The 18116-nt window shown below is 63.0% G+C and carries 17 protein-coding genes; 11 read left to right on the top strand and 6 right to left on the bottom strand.

Going from position 1 to position 18116, the window contains the following annotated elements:
• Position 1: 1 nt before the first annotated feature.
• The gene (fabF, locus tag AC1RT4_RS25065; RefSeq protein WP_493088677.1) at positions 2 to 1276 is read left to right on the top strand and encodes a beta-ketoacyl-ACP synthase II; all 1275 of its coding nucleotides are present in this window, start codon (positions 2 to 4) and stop codon (positions 1274 to 1276) included.
• Here fabF and AC1RT4_RS25060 read toward each other — a convergent pair.
• Positions 1273 to 1830: a TetR/AcrR family transcriptional regulator gene (locus AC1RT4_RS25060; RefSeq protein WP_493088675.1), complete on the bottom strand. Its 558-nt coding sequence runs from the start codon at positions 1828 to 1830 to the stop codon at positions 1273 to 1275. The two genes, fabF and AC1RT4_RS25060, sit on opposite strands and share 4 nt — an antisense overlap.
• A 175-nt stretch (positions 1831 to 2005) precedes the next feature.
• Here AC1RT4_RS25060 and AC1RT4_RS25055 point away from each other — a divergent pair, with 175 nt between their 5' ends.
• Complete coding sequence (locus tag AC1RT4_RS25055) at positions 2006 to 2857, top strand: urea carboxylase-associated family protein (RefSeq protein WP_493088673.1); 852 nt, start codon at positions 2006 to 2008, stop codon at positions 2855 to 2857.
• Positions 2858 to 2902: 45 nt separating this feature from the next.
• Here the strand turns inward: AC1RT4_RS25055 and AC1RT4_RS25050 are convergent, their stop codons facing one another.
• Entirely contained in the window at positions 2903 to 3070 is a 168-nt protein-coding gene (locus AC1RT4_RS25050; protein ID WP_007950938.1) for a DUF2897 family protein, read from the bottom strand.
• A gap of 119 nt (positions 3071 to 3189) precedes the next feature.
• Positions 3190 to 4554 (bottom strand): ethanolamine permease, encoded by a 1365-nt coding sequence (gene eat / locus AC1RT4_RS25045; protein ID WP_493088671.1) that lies wholly within the window; start codon positions 4552 to 4554, stop codon positions 3190 to 3192.
• A 302-nt stretch (positions 4555 to 4856) separates the two neighbouring features.
• On the opposite strand from eat, the gene kdpF reads away from it, so the two are divergent.
• The 6 genes from kdpF to AC1RT4_RS25015 are packed head-to-tail and all read left to right on the top strand — an operon-like array spanning position 4857 to position 12762.
• A complete protein-coding gene (kdpF, locus tag AC1RT4_RS25040; RefSeq protein ID WP_007950940.1) occupies positions 4857 to 4946 on the top strand; it encodes a K(+)-transporting ATPase subunit F in 90 nt (29 codons plus the stop codon).
• An 8-nt stretch (positions 4947 to 4954) separates the two neighbouring features.
• Positions 4955 to 6649: a potassium-transporting ATPase subunit KdpA gene (kdpA, locus tag AC1RT4_RS25035; RefSeq protein WP_493088668.1), complete on the top strand. Its 1695-nt coding sequence runs from the start codon at positions 4955 to 4957 to the stop codon at positions 6647 to 6649.
• Positions 6650 to 6659: 10 nt separating this feature from the next.
• Entirely contained in the window at positions 6660 to 8726 is a 2067-nt protein-coding gene (gene kdpB, locus AC1RT4_RS25030) for a potassium-transporting ATPase subunit KdpB (protein WP_007950942.1), read from the top strand.
• 57 nt (positions 8727 to 8783) lie between these two features.
• The gene (gene kdpC / locus AC1RT4_RS25025) at positions 8784 to 9329 is read left to right on the top strand and encodes a potassium-transporting ATPase subunit KdpC (protein ID WP_011335328.1); all 546 of its coding nucleotides are present in this window, start codon (positions 8784 to 8786) and stop codon (positions 9327 to 9329) included.
• Positions 9330 to 9363: 34 nt separating this feature from the next.
• Entirely contained in the window at positions 9364 to 12015 is a 2652-nt protein-coding gene (locus tag AC1RT4_RS25020) for a DUF4118 domain-containing protein (RefSeq protein WP_007950944.1), read from the top strand.
• A 48-nt stretch (positions 12016 to 12063) separates the two neighbouring features.
• The gene (locus AC1RT4_RS25015; protein WP_039770498.1) at positions 12064 to 12762 is read left to right on the top strand and encodes a response regulator; all 699 of its coding nucleotides are present in this window, start codon (positions 12064 to 12066) and stop codon (positions 12760 to 12762) included.
• On the opposite strand, the gene AC1RT4_RS25010 is transcribed toward AC1RT4_RS25015, so the two are convergent.
• Positions 12759 to 13796: a patatin-like phospholipase family protein gene (locus AC1RT4_RS25010; protein ID WP_493088659.1), complete on the bottom strand. Its 1038-nt coding sequence runs from the start codon at positions 13794 to 13796 to the stop codon at positions 12759 to 12761. The two genes, AC1RT4_RS25015 and AC1RT4_RS25010, sit on opposite strands and share 4 nt — an antisense overlap.
• A gap of 217 nt (positions 13797 to 14013) precedes the next feature.
• On the opposite strand from AC1RT4_RS25010, the gene AC1RT4_RS25005 reads away from it, so the two are divergent.
• The 3 genes from AC1RT4_RS25005 to AC1RT4_RS24995 all read left to right on the top strand — a co-directional run bounded on the left by AC1RT4_RS25005 (position 14014) and on the right by AC1RT4_RS24995 (position 16142).
• Positions 14014 to 14292: a hypothetical protein gene (locus AC1RT4_RS25005; protein ID WP_007950948.1), complete on the top strand. Its 279-nt coding sequence runs from the start codon at positions 14014 to 14016 to the stop codon at positions 14290 to 14292.
• A 77-nt stretch (positions 14293 to 14369) separates the two neighbouring features.
• Positions 14370 to 15137 (top strand): CHAD domain-containing protein, encoded by a 768-nt coding sequence (locus AC1RT4_RS25000; protein WP_493088655.1) that lies wholly within the window; start codon positions 14370 to 14372, stop codon positions 15135 to 15137.
• Between the two features lie 210 nt (positions 15138 to 15347).
• The gene (locus AC1RT4_RS24995; RefSeq protein ID WP_493088653.1) at positions 15348 to 16142 is read left to right on the top strand and encodes an acyl-CoA thioesterase; all 795 of its coding nucleotides are present in this window, start codon (positions 15348 to 15350) and stop codon (positions 16140 to 16142) included.
• Between the two features lies 1 nt (position 16143).
• Here AC1RT4_RS24995 and AC1RT4_RS24990 read toward each other — a convergent pair whose 3' ends face one another.
• Together AC1RT4_RS24990 and AC1RT4_RS24985 are read right to left on the bottom strand one after the other, a co-directional pair.
• Complete coding sequence (locus tag AC1RT4_RS24990) at positions 16144 to 16509, bottom strand: Mpo1-like protein (protein ID WP_007950951.1); 366 nt, start codon at positions 16507 to 16509, stop codon at positions 16144 to 16146.
• A 119-nt stretch (positions 16510 to 16628) separates the two neighbouring features.
• Positions 16629 to 18110 (bottom strand): methyl-accepting chemotaxis protein, encoded by a 1482-nt coding sequence (locus AC1RT4_RS24985; RefSeq protein WP_346628510.1) that lies wholly within the window; start codon positions 18108 to 18110, stop codon positions 16629 to 16631.
• Positions 18111 to 18116 lie beyond the last annotated feature (6 nt).

Here is an 18116-nt window from a genome sequence, read left to right as displayed (position 1 = left end):
TATGGATCAGCGTCGAGTAGTTGTCACGGGTATGGGCCTGGTATCGCCCTTGGGGAGCGGCGTCGAAGCCGTCTGGCAGCGCCTGCTGGCCGGGCGTTCGGGATTGCGAAACCTGCCGGACGCGGTGATTGCCGATCTGCCGACCCGGGTCGGCGGTGTGGTGCCGACGATGGAAGAGGACGCCGAAGCGGGTTTCGATCCGGATCGCGCCACGCCGCCCAAAGAACAGAAGAAAATGGATCGTTTCATTCTGTTCGCGATGGATGCTGCGCGGCAGGCGCTCGAACAGGCCGGCTGGCACCCGACCGAATCCCATGCTCAGGAGCGCACGGCCACCATCATCGGCTCCGGTGTCGGCGGGTTCGGTGCGATCGCCGATGCGGTGCGCACCACCGACAGCCGTGGCCCGCGACGTCTGTCGCCGTTCACCATTCCATCGTTTCTGGTCAACCTTGCGGCGGGGCATGTCTCGATCCAGCACGGTCTGAAGGGCCCGCTCGGTGCGCCGGTCACCGCGTGTGCCGCCGGCGTGCAGGCGATCGGTGACGCTGCGCGATTGATTCGTGCCGGTGAGGCCGACATCGCGGTGTGCGGCGGTGCCGAGGCGTCAATCGATCGGGTCAGCCTCGCCGGCTTTGCGGCGGCGCGGGCCTTGTCCAGCGGCTACAACGACACGCCTGAGCGGGCTTCACGCCCGTTCGACAGCGGCCGTGACGGTTTCGTGATGGGCGAAGGCGCCGGGCTGCTGGTGATCGAGTCGCTGGAGCATGCACTGGCCCGCGGCGCACAGCCGTTGGTCGAACTGGTCGGTTATGGCACCAGCGCCGACGCCTATCACCTGACCGCCGGGCCGGAAGACGGCAGCGGTGCCCGACGGGCGATGACATTGGCGCTGGCTCAGGCCGGCATCACGCCGGATCAGGTGCAGCATCTGAACGCACATGCCACTTCGACGCCGGTGGGCGATCTCGGTGAACTGGCGGCGATCAAGTCGGTGTTTGGCGCACAAAACGCAATCGCCGTGACCTCGACCAAATCCGCAACCGGCCATCTTCTCGGTGCGGCGGGAGGTCTGGAAGCGATCTTCACGTTGTTGGCGATCCGCGATCAAATCGTTCCGCCAACCCTCAACCTGGAAAATCCTGATCCGGCAAGCGAAGGCGTGGACATCGTCCACGGTCAGGCGCGGTCGATGCCGATCGAGTATGCGTTGTCCAACGGGTTCGGCTTCGGCGGGGTCAATGCCAGCGTGCTGTTCAAGCGCTGGCAGGCTTAGTCTTCGGAGCGTTTGAGGTGTTCGCGGGTGACGTCGAGGATTTGCTGCGCAAATTCAGGATCCGCGACACTGCGTGACAGCAGGAGCGCCCCGGCCAGCGTCGCCATGATGACGATGCTGCGCTCGGCGGCGTTCTCGCCTTCAAGGGTGCCTTTGATCTGGTCCAGGCGAGCCTTGAGCACTTCATCGCTGGTCGGGCTCGGCTGGCCGCGCAGGCCAAGCTCCGATGAAATCGTCAGCAGCGGACAGCCCTCATGCGGCGTGGTCTGGTGCCACTCGGACAGATAAGTGTCGATGAACAGCTCCAGCGGGTTTTCTTGGGCGAAGATCTCCGCACACAGGCCGGCCACTTGATCTCCGGCGGCTTGCAGTGCTTTTTCAACGAGTTCGTCCTTGGACTTGAAGTGCGAGTAGAAACCGCCGTGCGTCAGGCCCAGTGCTTTCATCAACGGCTGCAGGCCGGTCGCACCAATGCCGTCCTTGCGAAACCGCTCGGACGCTTCCTTGATAATGCGCTGATGGGTCTGGGCTTTATGATCTTGCGAGTAACGCATTTAAACTCTCCGCAACAAGACCGCCATCTTAACCAATGCAAATTGAATGGTGACTGTACTTCTACTTCTAAAAAAACGGCCGGTGGCTCCGACATGTTCGTAACAGCCATCCACGGTTGGCACGGATAGTGGTTGCAGCTTGCAAAGTTGCCATCACTTGAGGAGCAGGAGAATCATGTACAAAGACTACCCGGCCGCCTATCAGGTCAGCAAAGGCTCGGCGTTACAGGTCAATACACCTTTCTACGAACGGATTCGCGACCGCAAGGACGGGCGCACGCTGATCGAACAATTCGAAGTGCCGATCCGCACCGGGCGTGCCTGGCATGTTCCGGCGGGGCATGTGTTTCGTGTCACCACACCGGTCGGGCCCCAGGTGGGCGATTTCAATGTGTGGAACGCACACGATCCGCGTGAACGGATGTGGGCGGCGCGCACCCGCCAGCTGCAGGGTGCGCATGTCAGCACCCACGACCGGTTGTGGTCGAACCTGCCTTTTCTGCGTCCGCTGGTGACCATCACTGATGACAGCCTGGCCGGCTACGGCATCGACGAGCACGGCGGGCGCCTGCACGATTTGCTCGGCACGCGCTGCGATCCCTATGTGAACAAAATGCTCACCGGCGAGGATTTTCATCATCACTGCCATTCCAACCTGACCCGCGCCGTACTTCCGCACGGTCTGACCGAATTCGACGTACATGACGTGCTGAACATCTTCCAGTGCACCGGCCTGAATCACGATGACCTGTATTTCATGAAGGCCTGCCCCGCGCAGAAGGGCGATTACCTGGAGTTCTTCGCCGAAATCGACTTGCTGTGCGCGCTGTCGACCTGTCCGGGTGGTGATCTTTCATTGGCGATGTGGGGGCCGGACGCGCAGGATCCGTTAACCGTGTGCCGCCCGCTCGGAGTGGAAATCTATCGTCTGGACGATGAATTGCTCGAAGGCTGGAGCCAGCCGGAGCGCGCGGCGTACAAAGGCCTGCATGGCTTGCACATCGCCAAGGCCGAGTGGGAAAAGTAACCGCGACAAAAAACAAACCCCGCCGATTCAGGCGGGGTTTTTCGTTCAGCGGTCCTGCGCGTCCTTGATGTCCGCTTCGGCATTGCGTTCAGCGACGCGCTTGCGTTGTTCATCGGTCAGTTCGACCTTGTTGGCGGTGTCACGCAACATCATCAGACCGCCGACGATCGAGCCGATTGCAACGACCAGAATCAACCAGGCATACCAGGGCATAACGGCTCTCCTTAAAGGCAGGTCGACGGGCGAGGGTTTCGCCGTGCAACGCTGCATACCACTTTGAGCGAAGTGCATTCGCAGTGGTTCCATTCTAGGCCGGTTATGCCCGTCGCGGTTTACAGTCCGGTGAGCATGGCGTCTGCCGGGGCGTTGGCGCGCAATTGGCCGGTCAACAGGAAGTAGCCGAAACCGACCGCCATGAAGCCGAGGAAGATCAGCCCGATCAACGCATTGAACCAGGCCATCGCCACCAGACACACCACCGCCAGCGCCAGTGCAATCAGCGGAATCAGCGGATAGCACGGCGCGCGAAAGGTGCGCTCCAGGTTCGGTTCTGATTTACGCAGTTTGAACAGGCTGAGCATGCTCATGATGTACATCACGATCGCCCCGAACACCGCCATGGTGATCATCGCGGCAGTTAGGGTCATGCCGCCGAGGTTGATCAGGCCGTCGCTGTAGATCGCCGCGATGCCGATCACGCCGCCGGCGATGATGGCGCGGTGCGGGGTCTGGAAGCGCGACAGTTTCGCCAGCGAGGCGGGCAGGTAACCGGCACGCGCGAGGGCGAAGAACTGCCGCGAGTAGCCAAGAATGATCCCGTGGAAACTCGCCACCAGCCCGAACAGGCCGATCCACACCAGCATGTGCAGCCAGCCGGAATTGTCGCCGACCACGGTTTTCATCGCCTGAGGCAACGGGTCGTTGATGTTCGACAGGGTGCGCCAGTCACCGACACCGCCAGCGAAGAACATCACGCCCATCGCCAGCAATACCAGGGTCAGAATGCCGCTGATGTAGGCCTTGGGAATCGTGCGTTTCGGGTCCTTGGCTTCTTCGGCGGCCATGGCTGCGCCTTCGATGGCGAGGAAAAACCAGATCGCAAACGGAATCGCCGCGAACATCCCGGCAATCGCCGGAGCTCCGAAGATGTCCGAGCCGGCCCAGCCGTTGAGGGCGAAGTTGCTGAAACTGAAGGCCGGGGCGACCACGCCCATGAACACCAGCAGCTCGGCGACGGCCAGGACGCAGACGATCAACTCGAAGGTCGCGGCCAGTTTCACACCGAGAATGTTCAGACCCATGAACACGATGTACGCGCCGACCGCCGCGTGTTTCGGATCGAGGGCCGGAAACTGCACGTTCAGGTACGCGCCAATCGCCAAGGCAATCGCTGGCGGGGCGAAGACGAATTCGATCAGCGTTGCCAGTCCGGCGATCAATCCACCTTTTTCACCGAAAGCCCGACGGCTGTAGGCAAACGGCCCGCCCGCGTGGGGAATCGCCGTGGTCAGTTCGGTGAAGCTGAAAATGAAGCAGGTGTACATGGTCGCGACCATGAACGAGGTCACCAGAAAACCCAGAGTTCCCGCGACGCCCCAGCCATAACTCCAGCCGAAATACTCCCCCGAAATCACCAGCCCCACCGCAATGCCCCACAGGTGCAACGTGCCCAGCGTGGGTTTGAGTTGTGTGTTCATGCGTTTGCTCCCTGAACGGTTTGGAAAGCTCGGGGAAGGGCGTGTGCAGTGGGCGTGCCATTTTGTATTGGCGGGTCGTAATGGGCTGAAAGCTGTCGTATCGGGGATGTTCGCGGCTCGATGGCCACATTTGCGTGCGCCAGTCAGGTGCGCCGCCAGCCGGATACAGTCGTAAAGAAGGCATAAACACAGTCTTTACGCTTTCTTTATGCCCCGCGCGCACCCTCGCTCTCGTTCCTTTACAGCCTCCTTTCCGACAATGCCTCCACACGCGGCAATACGCCGTAACACGGAGATCTTCCATGAGCGTTCTGGACGGGGTGTCACTGCTGCTGGCAGTGGGGCTGTTCATTTATCTGTTGGTTGCGCTGTTGCGCGCGGATCGGACTTAGGAGCGGCTATGCACAGTTATGACTATTGGCTGATCCTCGCATTCTTCGCGGTGGTCTTGCTGCCGGCGCCGTTCCTCGGGCGCTTCTACTACAAGGTGATGGAGGGCCAGCGCACCTGGCTGACGCCGATTCTCGGCCCGGTCGAGCGCGGCTGTTACCGCATCGCCGGGGTCAATCCGCAGGACGAACAGAGCTGGCAGAAGTACACACTGGCGCTGCTGGCGTTCAACCTCGCCGGTTTTCTGCTGCTGTTCGCGATCCTGGTGTTTCAGGATCACCTGCCGCTGAACCCGCAAAACCTGCCGGGCCAGGAGTGGACCCTCGCGTTCAACACCGCCGTCAGTTTCATGACCAACACCAACTGGCAGGCCTACAGCGGCGAAGCGTCGCTCAGCTACCTGAGCCAGATGGTCGGCCTCACCGTGCAGAACTTCGTCAGTGCTGCTACCGGCCTCGCCGTGCTGGTCGCGTTGTGCCGTGGCATCGGGCGCAAGTCCACCAAGACCCTCGGCAACTTCTGGGTCGACATGACCCGCGCCACCCTCTACGGCTTGCTGCCGCTGTGCCTGCTGCTGGCGCTGTACCTGGTGTGGCAAGGCGTGCCGCAAACCTTCGCGCAATACGTGAATGCTGTGACGATGCAGGGCGTTGACCAAGTCATCCCGCTCGGCCCGGCCGCCAGCCAGATTGCGATCAAGCAACTGGGCACCAACGGCGGTGGTTTCTTCGGCGTCAACTCGGCGCATCCGTTCGAGAACCCGACCGCGTGGAGCAACCTGTTCGAAGTCGCGTCAATCATCCTGATCCCGGTGGCGCTGGTGTTCACCTTCGGTCACTACGTGAAGGACCTGCGCCAGAGCCGCGCCATCATCGGTTGCATGCTCGCGCTGTTTATCATCGGCGGCGCTACTTCACTGTGGGCCGAGTATCAACCGAACCCGACGCTGAACAACGTGGCCGTCGAACAGACCGCGCCGCTGGAAGGCAAGGAAGCGCGCTTCGGCACCACCGCCACCGTGCTCTGGTCGGTGACCACCACCGCGGCGTCGAACGGTTCGGTCAACGGCATGCATGACAGCCTCAACCCGCTCAGCGGCATGGTCGCGCTGGTCAACATGATGGTCGGCGAAGTGATCTTCGGCGGCGTCGGCGCGGGGCTCTACGGCATGTTGCTGAACGTGCTGATCGCGGTGTTCCTCGCCGGCCTGATGATCGGCCGCACTCCGGAATACCTCGGCAAGAAACTCCAGGCCCGTGAAGTACAGCTGCTGGTCGTCACCCTGCTGGTGATGCCGGTTGGCGTGCTGGTACTGGGTGCGATCGCTGCGAGCCTGCCCGGCCCGGTGGCGGCGGTGAGCAACCCCGGCCCGCATGGTTTCAGCCAACTGCTCTACGCCTATACCTCGGCCAGTGCCAACAACGGTTCGGCGTTCGGCGGCTTCGGCGCCAACACCGCGTTCCACAACCTGATGCTGGGTCTTGGCATGTTGATCGGCCGCTTCGGTTACATCCTCCCGGTACTGGCTTTGGCCGGCAGCCTGGCGATGAAGAAAACCGCACCGATCGGCCAGAACAGCTTCCCGACCCACGGCCCGCTGTTCGTGACCCTGCTGACCGTGACCATTTTGCTGGTGGGCGGCCTGACCTTCTTGCCGACCCTGGCGCTCGGCCCGATTGCCGAACACCTGAGCATGGGCTTCTAAGGAATCCATCATGAATATGCATGTTCCAGCTTCAAAACCAGCGGCAGCTGCCAAGTCGGCTGAAGCTCCGAAAACAGCGATCAGCGCCCTGTGGCGTCCGGCGCTGGTGCAAGCGTTCGTCAAGCTCGACCCGCGCCAGTTGCAGCGCTCGCCGGTGATGCTGGTGGTCGAACTGACAGCGATCCTGACCACCGTGCTGTGCTTCATTCCCGACAGCAGCGTGCCGACCTTCGTCGCCGCGCAAATCGCGTTGTGGCTGTGGTTCACCGTGCTGTTCGCCAACTTCGCCGAAGCGCTGGCCGAAGGTCGCGGCAAGGCCCGCGCCGACAGCCTCAAGGCCGGCAGCGAAGGCCTCAGTGCCCGACGCAAACTGGCCAACGGCAGTTTCCAGGTCGTACCGGCCACCAGCCTGCGCAAGGGCGATGTGGTGCGCGTCGAAGCCGGGGAGATGATCCCCGGTGACGGCGAAGTCATCGAAGGCATCGCGGCGGTCAACGAAGCTGCGATCACCGGCGAATCGGCTCCGGTAATTCGTGAGTCCGGCGGCGACCGCTCCGCCGTTACCGGCAACACCCGGCTGGTGTCCGACTGGCTGCTGGTGAAGATCACCGCCAACCCCGGTGAGTCGACCCTCGACCGGATGATCGCGCTGGTTGAAGGCGCCAAACGCCAGAAGACCCCGAACGAAGTGGCGCTGGATATCCTGCTGATCGGTCTGACCCTGATCTTTCTGCTGGTGGTCGTGACCCTGCAGCCGTTCGCCCACTTCGCCAACGGCAGCCTGCCGCTCGTGTTCCTGGTGGCGTTATTGGTCACGCTGATACCGACCACCATCGGCGGTCTGCTGTCGGCGATCGGTATCGCCGGGATGGATCGTCTGGTGCGCCTGAACGTGATCGCCAAGTCCGGTCGTGCGGTGGAAGCGGCGGGTGACGTTCACGTGTTGCTGCTGGACAAGACCGGCACCATCACTTTCGGCAACCGTCGTTGCAGCGCGGTGTATGCCGCGCCGGGTGTGAATGCCCGTGAGCTGGCCGAGGGTGCGTTGTTCGCTTCGCTGGCTGATGAAACCGCCGAAGGCAAGTCCATCGTCGAGTACCTGCGCGGCACCAATCCACAGCCGGAACCTTCGCCGGAAACTCTGACCGCCGTGCCGTTCAGCGCCGAAACCCGCTTGTCCGGTGTCGACTATCAGGGCCGTGTATTCCGCAAGGGCGCGGTGGATTCGCTGCTGGCCTTCCTCGGTCAGCAACGCAAGGATCTGGCCCCGGCGCTGTCCCGGGAAATCGACAAGATCGCCCAGAGCGGCGGCACCCCGTTGCTGGTCTGCGCCGACGGCAAACTGCTCGGTGCGATCCACCTGAAAGACGTGGTCAAGCCGGGCATCCGCGAGCGTTTCGCCGAGCTGCGCAAGCTGGGGATTCGCACGGTGATGGTCACCGGCGACAACCCGTTGACTGCTGCCGCGATTGCCGCTGAAGCCGGCGTCGACGATGTGCTGGCCGAAGCCACACCGGAGAAAAAACTCGCCCGTATCCGTCACGAGCAGAACGACGGTCGTCTGGTCGCGATGTGCGGCGACGGCGCCAATGATGCCCCGGCGCTGGCCCAGGCTGACGTCGGCATGGCGATGAACGACGGCACGCAAGCCGCGCGCGAAGCGGCCAACATGGTCGACCTCGACAGCGACCCGACCAAGCTGTTGGACGTGGTGCAGATCGGCAAGGAATTGCTGGTGACCCGTGGCGCGCTGACGACCTTTTCCATCGCCAACGACGTGGCCAAGTACTTCGCGATCCTGCCGGCGTTGTTCGCTGCGATCTACCCGCAACTGGGCGTGCTGAACATCATGCATTTGAGCAGCCCGCAGAGCGCGATCCTGTCGGCCATCGTGTTCAACGCTTTGATCATCGTGGTGCTGATTCCGCTGGCCCTGCGTGGCGTGCGGGTGCAGGCGGCGAGTGCGGCGGCGCTGCTGCGACGCAATCTACTGATCTATGGCCTGGGCGGGATTCTGGTGCCGTTCGTGGGGATCAAGGCGATCGACATGCTGTTGACGGCGTTGCATCTGGTTTGAACCTGAACAGCGGTGTGCCGGGCACACCGCTTCAAGCACGAATTCGAGGATTTTGAAATGTCCACAATGTTACGTCCGGCCCTGAGCCTGCTGGTGCTGATGACTCTGGTCACCGGCGTTGCCTATCCGCTGGTAGTTACGGGCGTCGCGCAAGTCGCCTTTCCCGAGCAGGCCAACGGCAGCCTGGTGCGCGATGCCGAGGGCAAGGTTCGCGGCTCATCCCTGATCGCCCAGGATTTTGTCGGCGATGCCTGGTTCCATCCGCGTCCTTCGGCAGGTGCCTTCGCCACCGTGTCGAGCAGCGCGAGCAACCTGTCGCCAAGCAATCCGGCGCTGGCCACTCGGGTGATCGATGACGCCAACAAACTGCAGGTGCCCGGTCAGGGCCCGGTGCCGCTGGCGCTGTTGACTACCTCCGGCAGCGGTCTCGATCCGCACTTGCCACCGGCGGCGATTGCCTATCAACTGGCGCGTGTTGCGGCCGCGCGCAATCTGCCGGTGGCGACCTTGCAGCAACTGCTCGACGCGCACATCGAACAGCCGCTGGTGGGCCCGCCGGTGGTGAATGTGCTGGCGCTGAACATGGCGCTGGAAAAGCTGTGAATCGCGATGACATCAGGAAGAGAGAGCTTCAAGCATGAGTGACTCCGGCCGCGCCGACGCGCTGTTAGCAGACTTGCCCCGTGACGGACGCGGCCGGCTCAAGGTTTTTCTCGGCGCAGCGCCAGGCGTGGGCAAGACCTACGCGATGTTGCAGGCCGCCCACAGCCAACTGCGCCAGGGCGTGAAAGTCATCGCCGGGGTGGTCGAAACCCACGGCCGCGCCGAAACCGAAGCGCTGCTTGGCGGCCTGCCGCAACTGCCGCTGGTGCGCTCGGAATATCGTGGCGTGACGCTTGAAGAAATGGACCTCGACGGCCTGCTCGCGGCCAAACCGAAGCTTGTGCTGGTGGATGAACTCGCCCACAGCAACGCCCCCGGCAGCCGCCACGCCAAACGCTGGCAGGACATTCAGGAACTGCTGGCCGCCGGCATCGACGTCTACACCACGGTCAACGTCCAGCACCTGGAAAGTCTCAACGATCAGGTGCGCGGCATCACCGGTGTGCAGGTGCGCGAAACCCTGCCGGACTGGGTTTTGCAGGAAGCCTACGAACTGCTGCTGATCGACCTGCCACCCCGCGAACTGCTGGAGCGCTTGCGCGAAGGCAAGGTCTACGTGCCGGAACAGGCGCGCGCCGCGATCGATGCATTTTTCACCCAGACCAACCTCACCGCGCTGCGCGAACTGGCGATGCAGACCGCTGCCGCGCAGGTCGATAACGATCTCGCTCAGGGCTATCGCCAGCTCGGCCAGGCCGCGCCGGCGGTGCGCGGGCGCTTGCTGGTCGGGGTCGATGGCGATGCCCAGGCCGAACGGTTGGTGCGCCACGCCAGTCGGGTCGCCCAGCGTCGGCATTTGCCGTGGAGTCTGGTGCACGTCGACAACGGCAGCGTGCGTGACGAGCAATCGCGCCTGCGTCTGCAAAGCGCCCAGCAACTGGCCGAACGCCTCGGCGGCGAAGTGGTGCTGCTGCGGGCCGGTGAGGTGGCGAAAACCCTGATCCAGCATGCGGCTGAGCGTCGGGCGAGTCTGGTGCTGGTCGGCCAATCGCGACCACGTCTGCGCAGGCGCCTGTTCGGTGGTGGGCTGGCGGCGCGTTTGCTGCGTCAGGCCCATGGTCTGGAAATCAACGTGCTGGACAGTGATCAGGAACAGCATCAACCGCGCCCGCGTGTAGCGCCGACGCTGGTGTGGTTCGACTATGCGCTGGCGCTGGTCGCCACGCTGTTGGCCAGTGCGCTGGCGTGGGCGGTGTCCAGCGTGCTGCCGTTGCCGAACATCTCGCTGGTGTTCCTTGCAGCGGTGCTTCTGGTGGCGGTGCGCAGCAGTCTCGGCCCGGCGCTGGCCTGTGCGGCGTTGTCATTTTTGACCTATGACTTTCTGTTCATTCCGCCGAATTTTTCCTTCAGCATCCAGCGCGAAGAAGACGTGCTGACCTTGCTGTTCTTTCTGCTGATGGCGGCGCTCACCGGCAACCTCGCGGCGCGTCAGCGGCGGCAATTGCAGGCACTGCGCGATACCCAGGAAGAGACCACCGAACTGCTCGATCTGTCGCGCAAACTCACCGCCGCAACAGATCGCCAAGCCGTGGTCAGCGCCGCCGCGCAGCACCTCAATGGCTGGAGCGATCTGCAACTGTGCCTGCTCAATCGCGACGGACAGGGCGGCTGGAAAGTCGAAACCGGCGGGCCATTGCAGTTTACTGAATCCGAGCGCGCCGCCGCCGACTGGGCCTGGCAACACGATCAACCGGCGGGCATGGGCACCGGCACGTTGCCGTTCGGGCGCTGGTGGTGGTGGCCGCTATCGGTGGAAGACGGGCCGCTGGCGCTGCTCGGTGTGTGCGCCAAAGAGGGCCAAACCCTGAGCGGCCAACGTCGTCGTTTGCTGACCGCGTTGAGTCAGCCTCTGGCCCAGGCTCTGGCCCGTGCGCAATTGGCCGATGACCTGGAAGCCGCGCGTCTGCACGGCGAAACCGAACAACTGCGCAGCGCCTTGCTGGCCTCGGTGTCCCACGATCTGCGCACGCCGCTGACCTCGATGCGCGGCAGTATCGACAGCCTGCTGGCGCTCGGCGAAGCGATCCCGCTGGAGGATCGCCGCGAGCTGCTTGAAGGCACCCGTGATGAAGCCGAACGTCTCGACCGCTACATCCAGAACCTGCTGGACATGACCCGTCTCGGCCACGGCGCCCTGAAGCTGGCGCGGGACTGGGTGTCGCCGGCGGACATCGTCGGCAGTGCGCTCAATCGTCTGCGGGCGGTGTTGTCGTCATTGCAGGTCGCGACCGATGTGCCAGCGGAACTGCCGCTGTTGTTCGTGCATGCCGCGCTGATCGAGCAGGCGCTGGTGAACGTGCTGGAAAACGCCGCCCGATTCTCGCCGTCCCACGGCCGTCTGCAATTACGCGCCGGGGCGGATGACAGCGAAGTGTTTTTCTCGGTCAGTGACGAAGGGCCGGGGATACCGGTCGATGAGCGAGCGAAGATTTTCGACATGTTCTACACCGCCGCCCGGGGTGATCGGGGCGGGCAGGGCACGGGGCTGGGGCTGGCGATCTGTCAGGGCATGGTCGGCGCCCATGGCGGGCGGATCAGTGTCGGCGACGGCATCGACGGACGCGGCACCTGCATCACCCTGCACCTGCCGTTGCAGACGCAACCGGGGATGGACGGTGAAGCCTGATCCGCGCTGCGCTACTCTCTTGCCACTCTTTTGTGTTGATGTGAATTCATGAGCCAGACCGCGACCATTTTGGTCATCGATGACGAACCGCAGATCCGCAAGTTCCTGCGTATCAGCCTCGCTTCCCAGGGCTACAAAGTGCTGGAGGCCGGCACCGGCGCCGAGGGCCTGGCCCAGGCGGCGCTGAACAAACCGGATCTGCTGGTGCTCGACCTCGGCCTGCCGGACATGGACGGCCAGCAAGTGCTGCGCGAGTTTCGCGAGTGGGCCACGGCGCCGGTGCTGGTGCTGTCGGTGCGCGCCAGCGAAGGGCAGAAAGTCCAGGCGCTGGATGGCGGCGCCAATGACTACGTGACCAAGCCGTTCGGCATTCAGGAATTTCTCGCCCGGGTGCGCGCGTTGCTGCGTCAGGCACCGGCCGGAGAAGCACAGCAGGCCGCGTTGAATTTCGGCCCGTTGACCGTGGACCTGGCGTATCGCCGGGTGTTGCTCGACGGCGTCGAAGTCGCCCTGACCCGCAAGGAATACGCAGTGCTGGCGCAACTGGCGCGGCATCCGGGGCGGGTGATCACCCAGCAGCAATTGCTCAAGGACATCTGGGGCCCGACTCACACCGAGGACAGCCACTACCTGCGGATCGTGGTCGGGCATCTGCGGCAGAAACTGGCGGACGATCCGACCCGGCCACGGTTCATCGTGACCGAGGCGGGCGTCGGTTATCGCTTGTTGAGCGAGAGCAGCCTTTAGTTCTGCTCGCTCTCGTAGCGATCCAGCGTATCCCGGGCAATCTCGCGACCCAGCGCGATCAATTCCGGCGCCTTGTAGAACTCGAAGAACCGGCACACCCGCTTCGGCACGTTGATCAGGATGTCCGGCGGATACCCGGCGATCTTGTACTGCGCCAGTGAGGTCTGCATCACCTCGAAACTCTGGTTGATCAGGTCGAGCAATGACGCCGGCCCGACGTTATCGATGATGAACGAACCGGTGGCGGATTTCGGCGCGCCATCGCGTTCCGGGGCGGCGGCAGGTTGCTGGGTTTCCGGTTCTGCGCCTTCGACCCACGGATTGATGTCCGCCGCTTCGGCACGCAGCGCTTCCTGCTCCAGCAACAGCAATTGCTCGGCCTGTTTGCGGCGGAACGGCATCTTCGAGCCCAGCGAACTGATCAGGCTGTCGAAGCGCGTGCGGAACGCGGCGGGGCGCTGGATTACCGGCAGTTTGTAATGGCGCTGGTTGGTCGAGTTGAGATTGACCGCGATGATCAGATCGCAATGGCTCGACACCACCGGCACGATCGGCAACGGGTTGAGAATGCCGCCGTCCACCAGCATCCGGTTGCCCTGCATCACCGGGGTGAACAGGCTGGGAATCGCCGCCGAGGCCCGCATCGCCTGATGCAGGCAGCCTTCCTGGAACCAGATTTCCTGCTGGTTGGTGAGGTCGGCAGCCACCGCCGTGTAGGGGATGCGCAGGTCTTCGATGTTGATCTCGCCGACGATCTTGCGGATCTGGCCGAAGACCTTTTCGCCACGGATCGCGCCGAGACGGAAGCTGACGTCCACCAAGCGCAGCACGTCGAGGTAATCCAGGCTTTCGATCCAGTTGCGGTACTCGTCGAGCTTGCCGGCGGCGTAGATCCCGCCGACCACGGCCCCCATTGAACAGCCGGCAATACAACTGATGTCATAGCCCCGTCGTTCGATCTCTTCAATAACCCCGATATGGGCATAGCCCCGGGCGCCACCGGAGCCCAGCACCAGTGCGACACGCTTTTTCATCCGACTTCCTCCCGGCAAGGTTCCACAATGCACCCATCGAGGGCCGGGCGACAATCGCCGGGGTCGTTCGGGGCGGCGATGGCGTCGTTTTTTCGATACTTCATGACCCGTCGGCGTTATCTTCTGCAGTGCGGTGCAATTGCGGGACACAAGGCACTTTTTCGCTGCCGCACCGTCTTACCTGCACGACTGTTGACCTATCTTTGAGGTGTGAGTGATGAAAGCCTGGATCTGTGTGCCGTTGATGGCGCTGGCATTGGCCGGTTGCGCCGGCAAGACCGCTTACCGCGACAGCTGCGGCAGCCAGCTCGACGCGGCGTGGCATGAACTGGATCTGGCGAAAGCCGAAGGGTTTGCCGGCACCGTCAGTTATTCCAAGGCGCTGTCGTTGTTGACGGCGGCCAAGACCCAGCAGCAATTCGAAGGGTTCGAAGGCTGCACCAAAAAAGCCGAAAAAGCGCGTTTCTACATTCGCGAATCCCGCGCCGGGCGCTAAGCTGCTGACGTGGCGCAAGGGCAGGTGCCTTGCGCAGGTGCACACTCATGCAGCGCCATTGAATTCAGGAGCAAGTAATGTCTGCGTTGGTCGATCGGTTGGTGGCTCATGTCTTGAGCCTGGAAATCAGGCTGCTGGCCTGTCAGGCACGTTTGACCGCCCGGACTGATCCTGAGGCGCTGCACGATCTGCGCACCACCGTACGGCGTTTGCGCAGTCTGTTGCGACCGTTGCGCGGTTTGCCCGGTGTCGAGCAACTGGAAGATGCGGCCGCTGCGGTGGGGCAACTGACCACGCCATGGCGCGACCGCGAGGTGTTGGCGGCCTGGTTGATCAAGCATGATCAGCCGGAAGCCGCGCAGCGCCGCATGGCGCAGATGGCCGAAGCGTACCCGACGCTGGCGGCCAGCGCCGAAGTGGCGTCGCTGTTGATGATCCTCGATGCCTTTCCACGTTTTCTGCGCGCATCCCAGCGCCAGGGATTGCTCAAGCGTCTGGACAAACGCATCGAAAAACGTCTGGGCAAACAATGGAAAAACCTCGACGTGGCGCTGCACGATCCGGCCCACGACCGTCATCGCCTGCGCTTGCTGATCAAGCGCGTGCGCTACGGCATCGAGGCTTACCCGGAACTGGATCGTTTGCCGGAAGCCGCATTGCCCCGTTTGAAATCCGCACAAGGCGCCCTCGGTGACTGGCACGATTGCTGGCAATGGCTGGCCCGCGCCGAACTGGAGCCGGATTTGCAACCCTGTGTCGCCACCTGGCAGGCGACCATGGCCAAGGCCGAAATCAAGGCCGACCGGGTGCTGGAAAAACTCAGCGCGACCTGCTTCAAGTCCTGAATTTTCCACATGACCACATGTGGGAGCGAGCCTGCTCGCGATTACGGCTGCACGGTCACCAATGAAGTGACTGACACACCGCTATCGCGAGCAGGCTCGCTCCCACACTAAACGGCTTATCTGTCAGTCTCTTTGACCGGAATGGACGCTGCGCCGCTCTGCCGCGCTGGTTAAGATCCGGTCATTCCCTTTTTCGTGTCCGAGGTTTCCATGCGCTTTTGCGATCTGATCGATGCTGTCCGTCGTCAACCGGAGGTCACGATTCCGGCGGAGTGGGGCCAGGGCCGGGCGAGTTTTGGCGGCTTGGTGGCCGCGCTGCAATTTGAAGTGATGCGCACCAAGGTTCCGGCCGATCGACCAGTGCGTTCGCTGGCGATCACCTTCGTCGGCCCGGTCGAGCCCGAAGTGCCGGTGAGTTTTGAAGTCGAAGTGCTGCGCGAAGGCAAAGCAGTGAGCCAGGTGCTGGGGCGCGCCGTGCAGAACGGTCAGGTGGTGACGATGGTGCAAGGCAGCTTCGGGGCTTCGCGCCCTTCGGAAGTGGCGGTTGAAGCCTATCCCGCGCCGGAGATGAAGCATTGGGACGACTGCCAGGAATTGCCGTACATCAAAGGCGTAACCCCCGAGTTCATGCGTCATCTGGCGATGCGCTGGAGTGTCGGCGGCATGCCGTTCACCGGCACTCAATCGCGGCTGATGGGCGGCTGGGTGCGTTTGCGTGGGGATGTGAAAGAGGAGCCGGTCAACGAAGCGCACCTGCTGGCGCTGGTCGATGCCTGGCCTCCCGCGCTGTTGCCTTACCTGAAGAAACCGGCGCCGGGCAGCACGCTGACCTGGACCATTGAATTCGTTCAGCCGTTACGGGATTTGAGTACGCTGGATTTTTGCCAATACCTGGCGGACATCGAGTATGCCGCCGACGGTTACGGCCATGTCGCCGCCAAGCTGTGGAGCGCGAAGGGTGAACTGATTGCCATGAGTCGGCAGACGGTGACGATCTTCGCCTGACTCAATGGCGGCGATGGCGTTCACGCCAGGCGCGGAACCAGCCGCCACTGAGGAAGAACCGCGGAAACGTCAGGAACTGCTCGACCAGCAGACGCGAGACGGCGTCCTTGCGATCACTGAACGGCTCGGAGGCTTGCGCCTCCAGGCTGTGACCGTGACGCTGCAGACCCAGCGCCGCGATGATGCCGATCACGCCGATCGCCACGCTGGCCAGACTCAGGCTGAACACACCCGAGACGATCAACAGAAACGCGACAATGAACAGCGGCACGGCAATCAGGTGCAGCACCAGATTGGTCGGGTGCTGATGGTTGTTCGGGTACGCGCGCCATTGCCACGCGGGAAGGTTGGGGTGACGTTTGCCCATGTTGCTGCTCCTCGATCCATGTTTGGTACATGGTTGAAGAATAGGCCCGGGCAGCCAGGGCGGCGAATCAAGGTTGGCTATTGAAGTGATAGGCACAATGGCCATTCTTGATGTTGCCCCTAGAGCTTCAACTGACCGATCGCCTTGTTCAGTTCCCCGGCCAGCGTCGCCAACTCATTACTGGTGGTCGCCGAATCCACGGTCTGCTGCACAGTGTTCTCGGTGACATCGCGAATGCTCACCACGGCGCGGTTCATCTCTTCGGCAACCTGACTTTGCTGCTCCGCCGCCACCGCAATCTGCGTGTTGCTCTCGCGCATTTGCGCCACCGCTCCGGTGATTTCCGCCAGCGCTTCGCCAGCCTCCTGCGCCTGTTGCACGCAGTCATCGGCCTTGTACGAACTCTCCTGCATGAAGTCCACCGCGTCGCGGGTACCGGCCTGCAACGCCGAGACCATGGTGGTGATTTCATCGGTGGAGGTCTGCACGCGCTTGGCGAGGTTGCGCACCTCGTCGGCGACCACCGCGAACCCGCGACCCATTTCTCCGGCACGGGCTGCTTCGATGGCGGCGTTGAGTGCAAGCAGGTTGGTCTGTTCGGCGATGCTGTGGATCACGCTGACCACGCCGTTGATCTTCTGGCTGTCCTCGGCCAGTCGCTGGATCATTTCGGCAGTCTGCTGCACGCCGCTGGACAGCCCGGCAATCGAAGTCTGCACCCGGCTCACCACTTGCTGGCCGCTGCCGGCCAGGCCATCGGCGGTCTGCGACAGATCGCGCGTGGCGCCGGCGTGCTGGGCGATGTGGTAGACGGTCGCGGTCATTTCGTTGATCGCCGTGGCGGCCTGATCGGTTTCGCTCTGCTGGCCGAGCATGCCGTGACGCACTTCGTTCATGCTCGAAGCCAGTCGCGCGGCACCGACATCGAGTTGCCGCGCGGTGTTGGCCACGGTGGTCACCACTCGCTGATAACCGGCCTGCATCGCGTTGAATGCGTTGGCCATCTGCCCGACTTCATCCTTGCAGGCCAGCGGCACGCGGGCGGCGAGGTCGCCGGTTTTCTCCACGTGCAGCATCACGTCCTTGAGGGTGTTGAGCTGGCTGAGCAGAAAGCGGATCAGCAACTGCGAAGCACCGAGCATCGCCAGCATCAGGATGAACACCGCCACCGCGTAGTTGGCGAAGCGTTCGCTGAACACCTGGCTGAGGCTGGGGGCGTAGGCGATCACGGCGACCTGCTGGCCATCGGCACGGCTGAAGACCTCGGCGCCGAGCAGCGGATTTTCACCAAACAATGGCAGGTGACTGATCTCGATCCAGCCGCTGCTATCGGTGATCTCCAGCAGCGGCTGATCGTTGAGGCGCGGCGCTTCCCCGCGCTTGAAAGTCAGCACTTGATCGGATTTGGGCAGCGCTTGCCCGGCCGGCCAGGCCTTGAGCAATTGCGCCTGGGCCTGGGCCGAGGTTTGCGCGGCGTGGCTGCGGGCCTGTTGTTCGAGCTGCACGGCGTACAGCACCAACAACAAAGTGGTGACAAAGGCGACCGCGTTGACCGCCCAGAATTTGTATTTCAGCGAGATATTGCTAAGCCAGGCACCCATGGAGGT

This window comes from Pseudomonas sp. GW821-FHT11D10, from assembly GCF_058808435.1.
The sequence above is the reverse complement of the archived record's forward strand: the minus strand, read 5'-3'. Positions and strand labels throughout refer to the sequence as shown.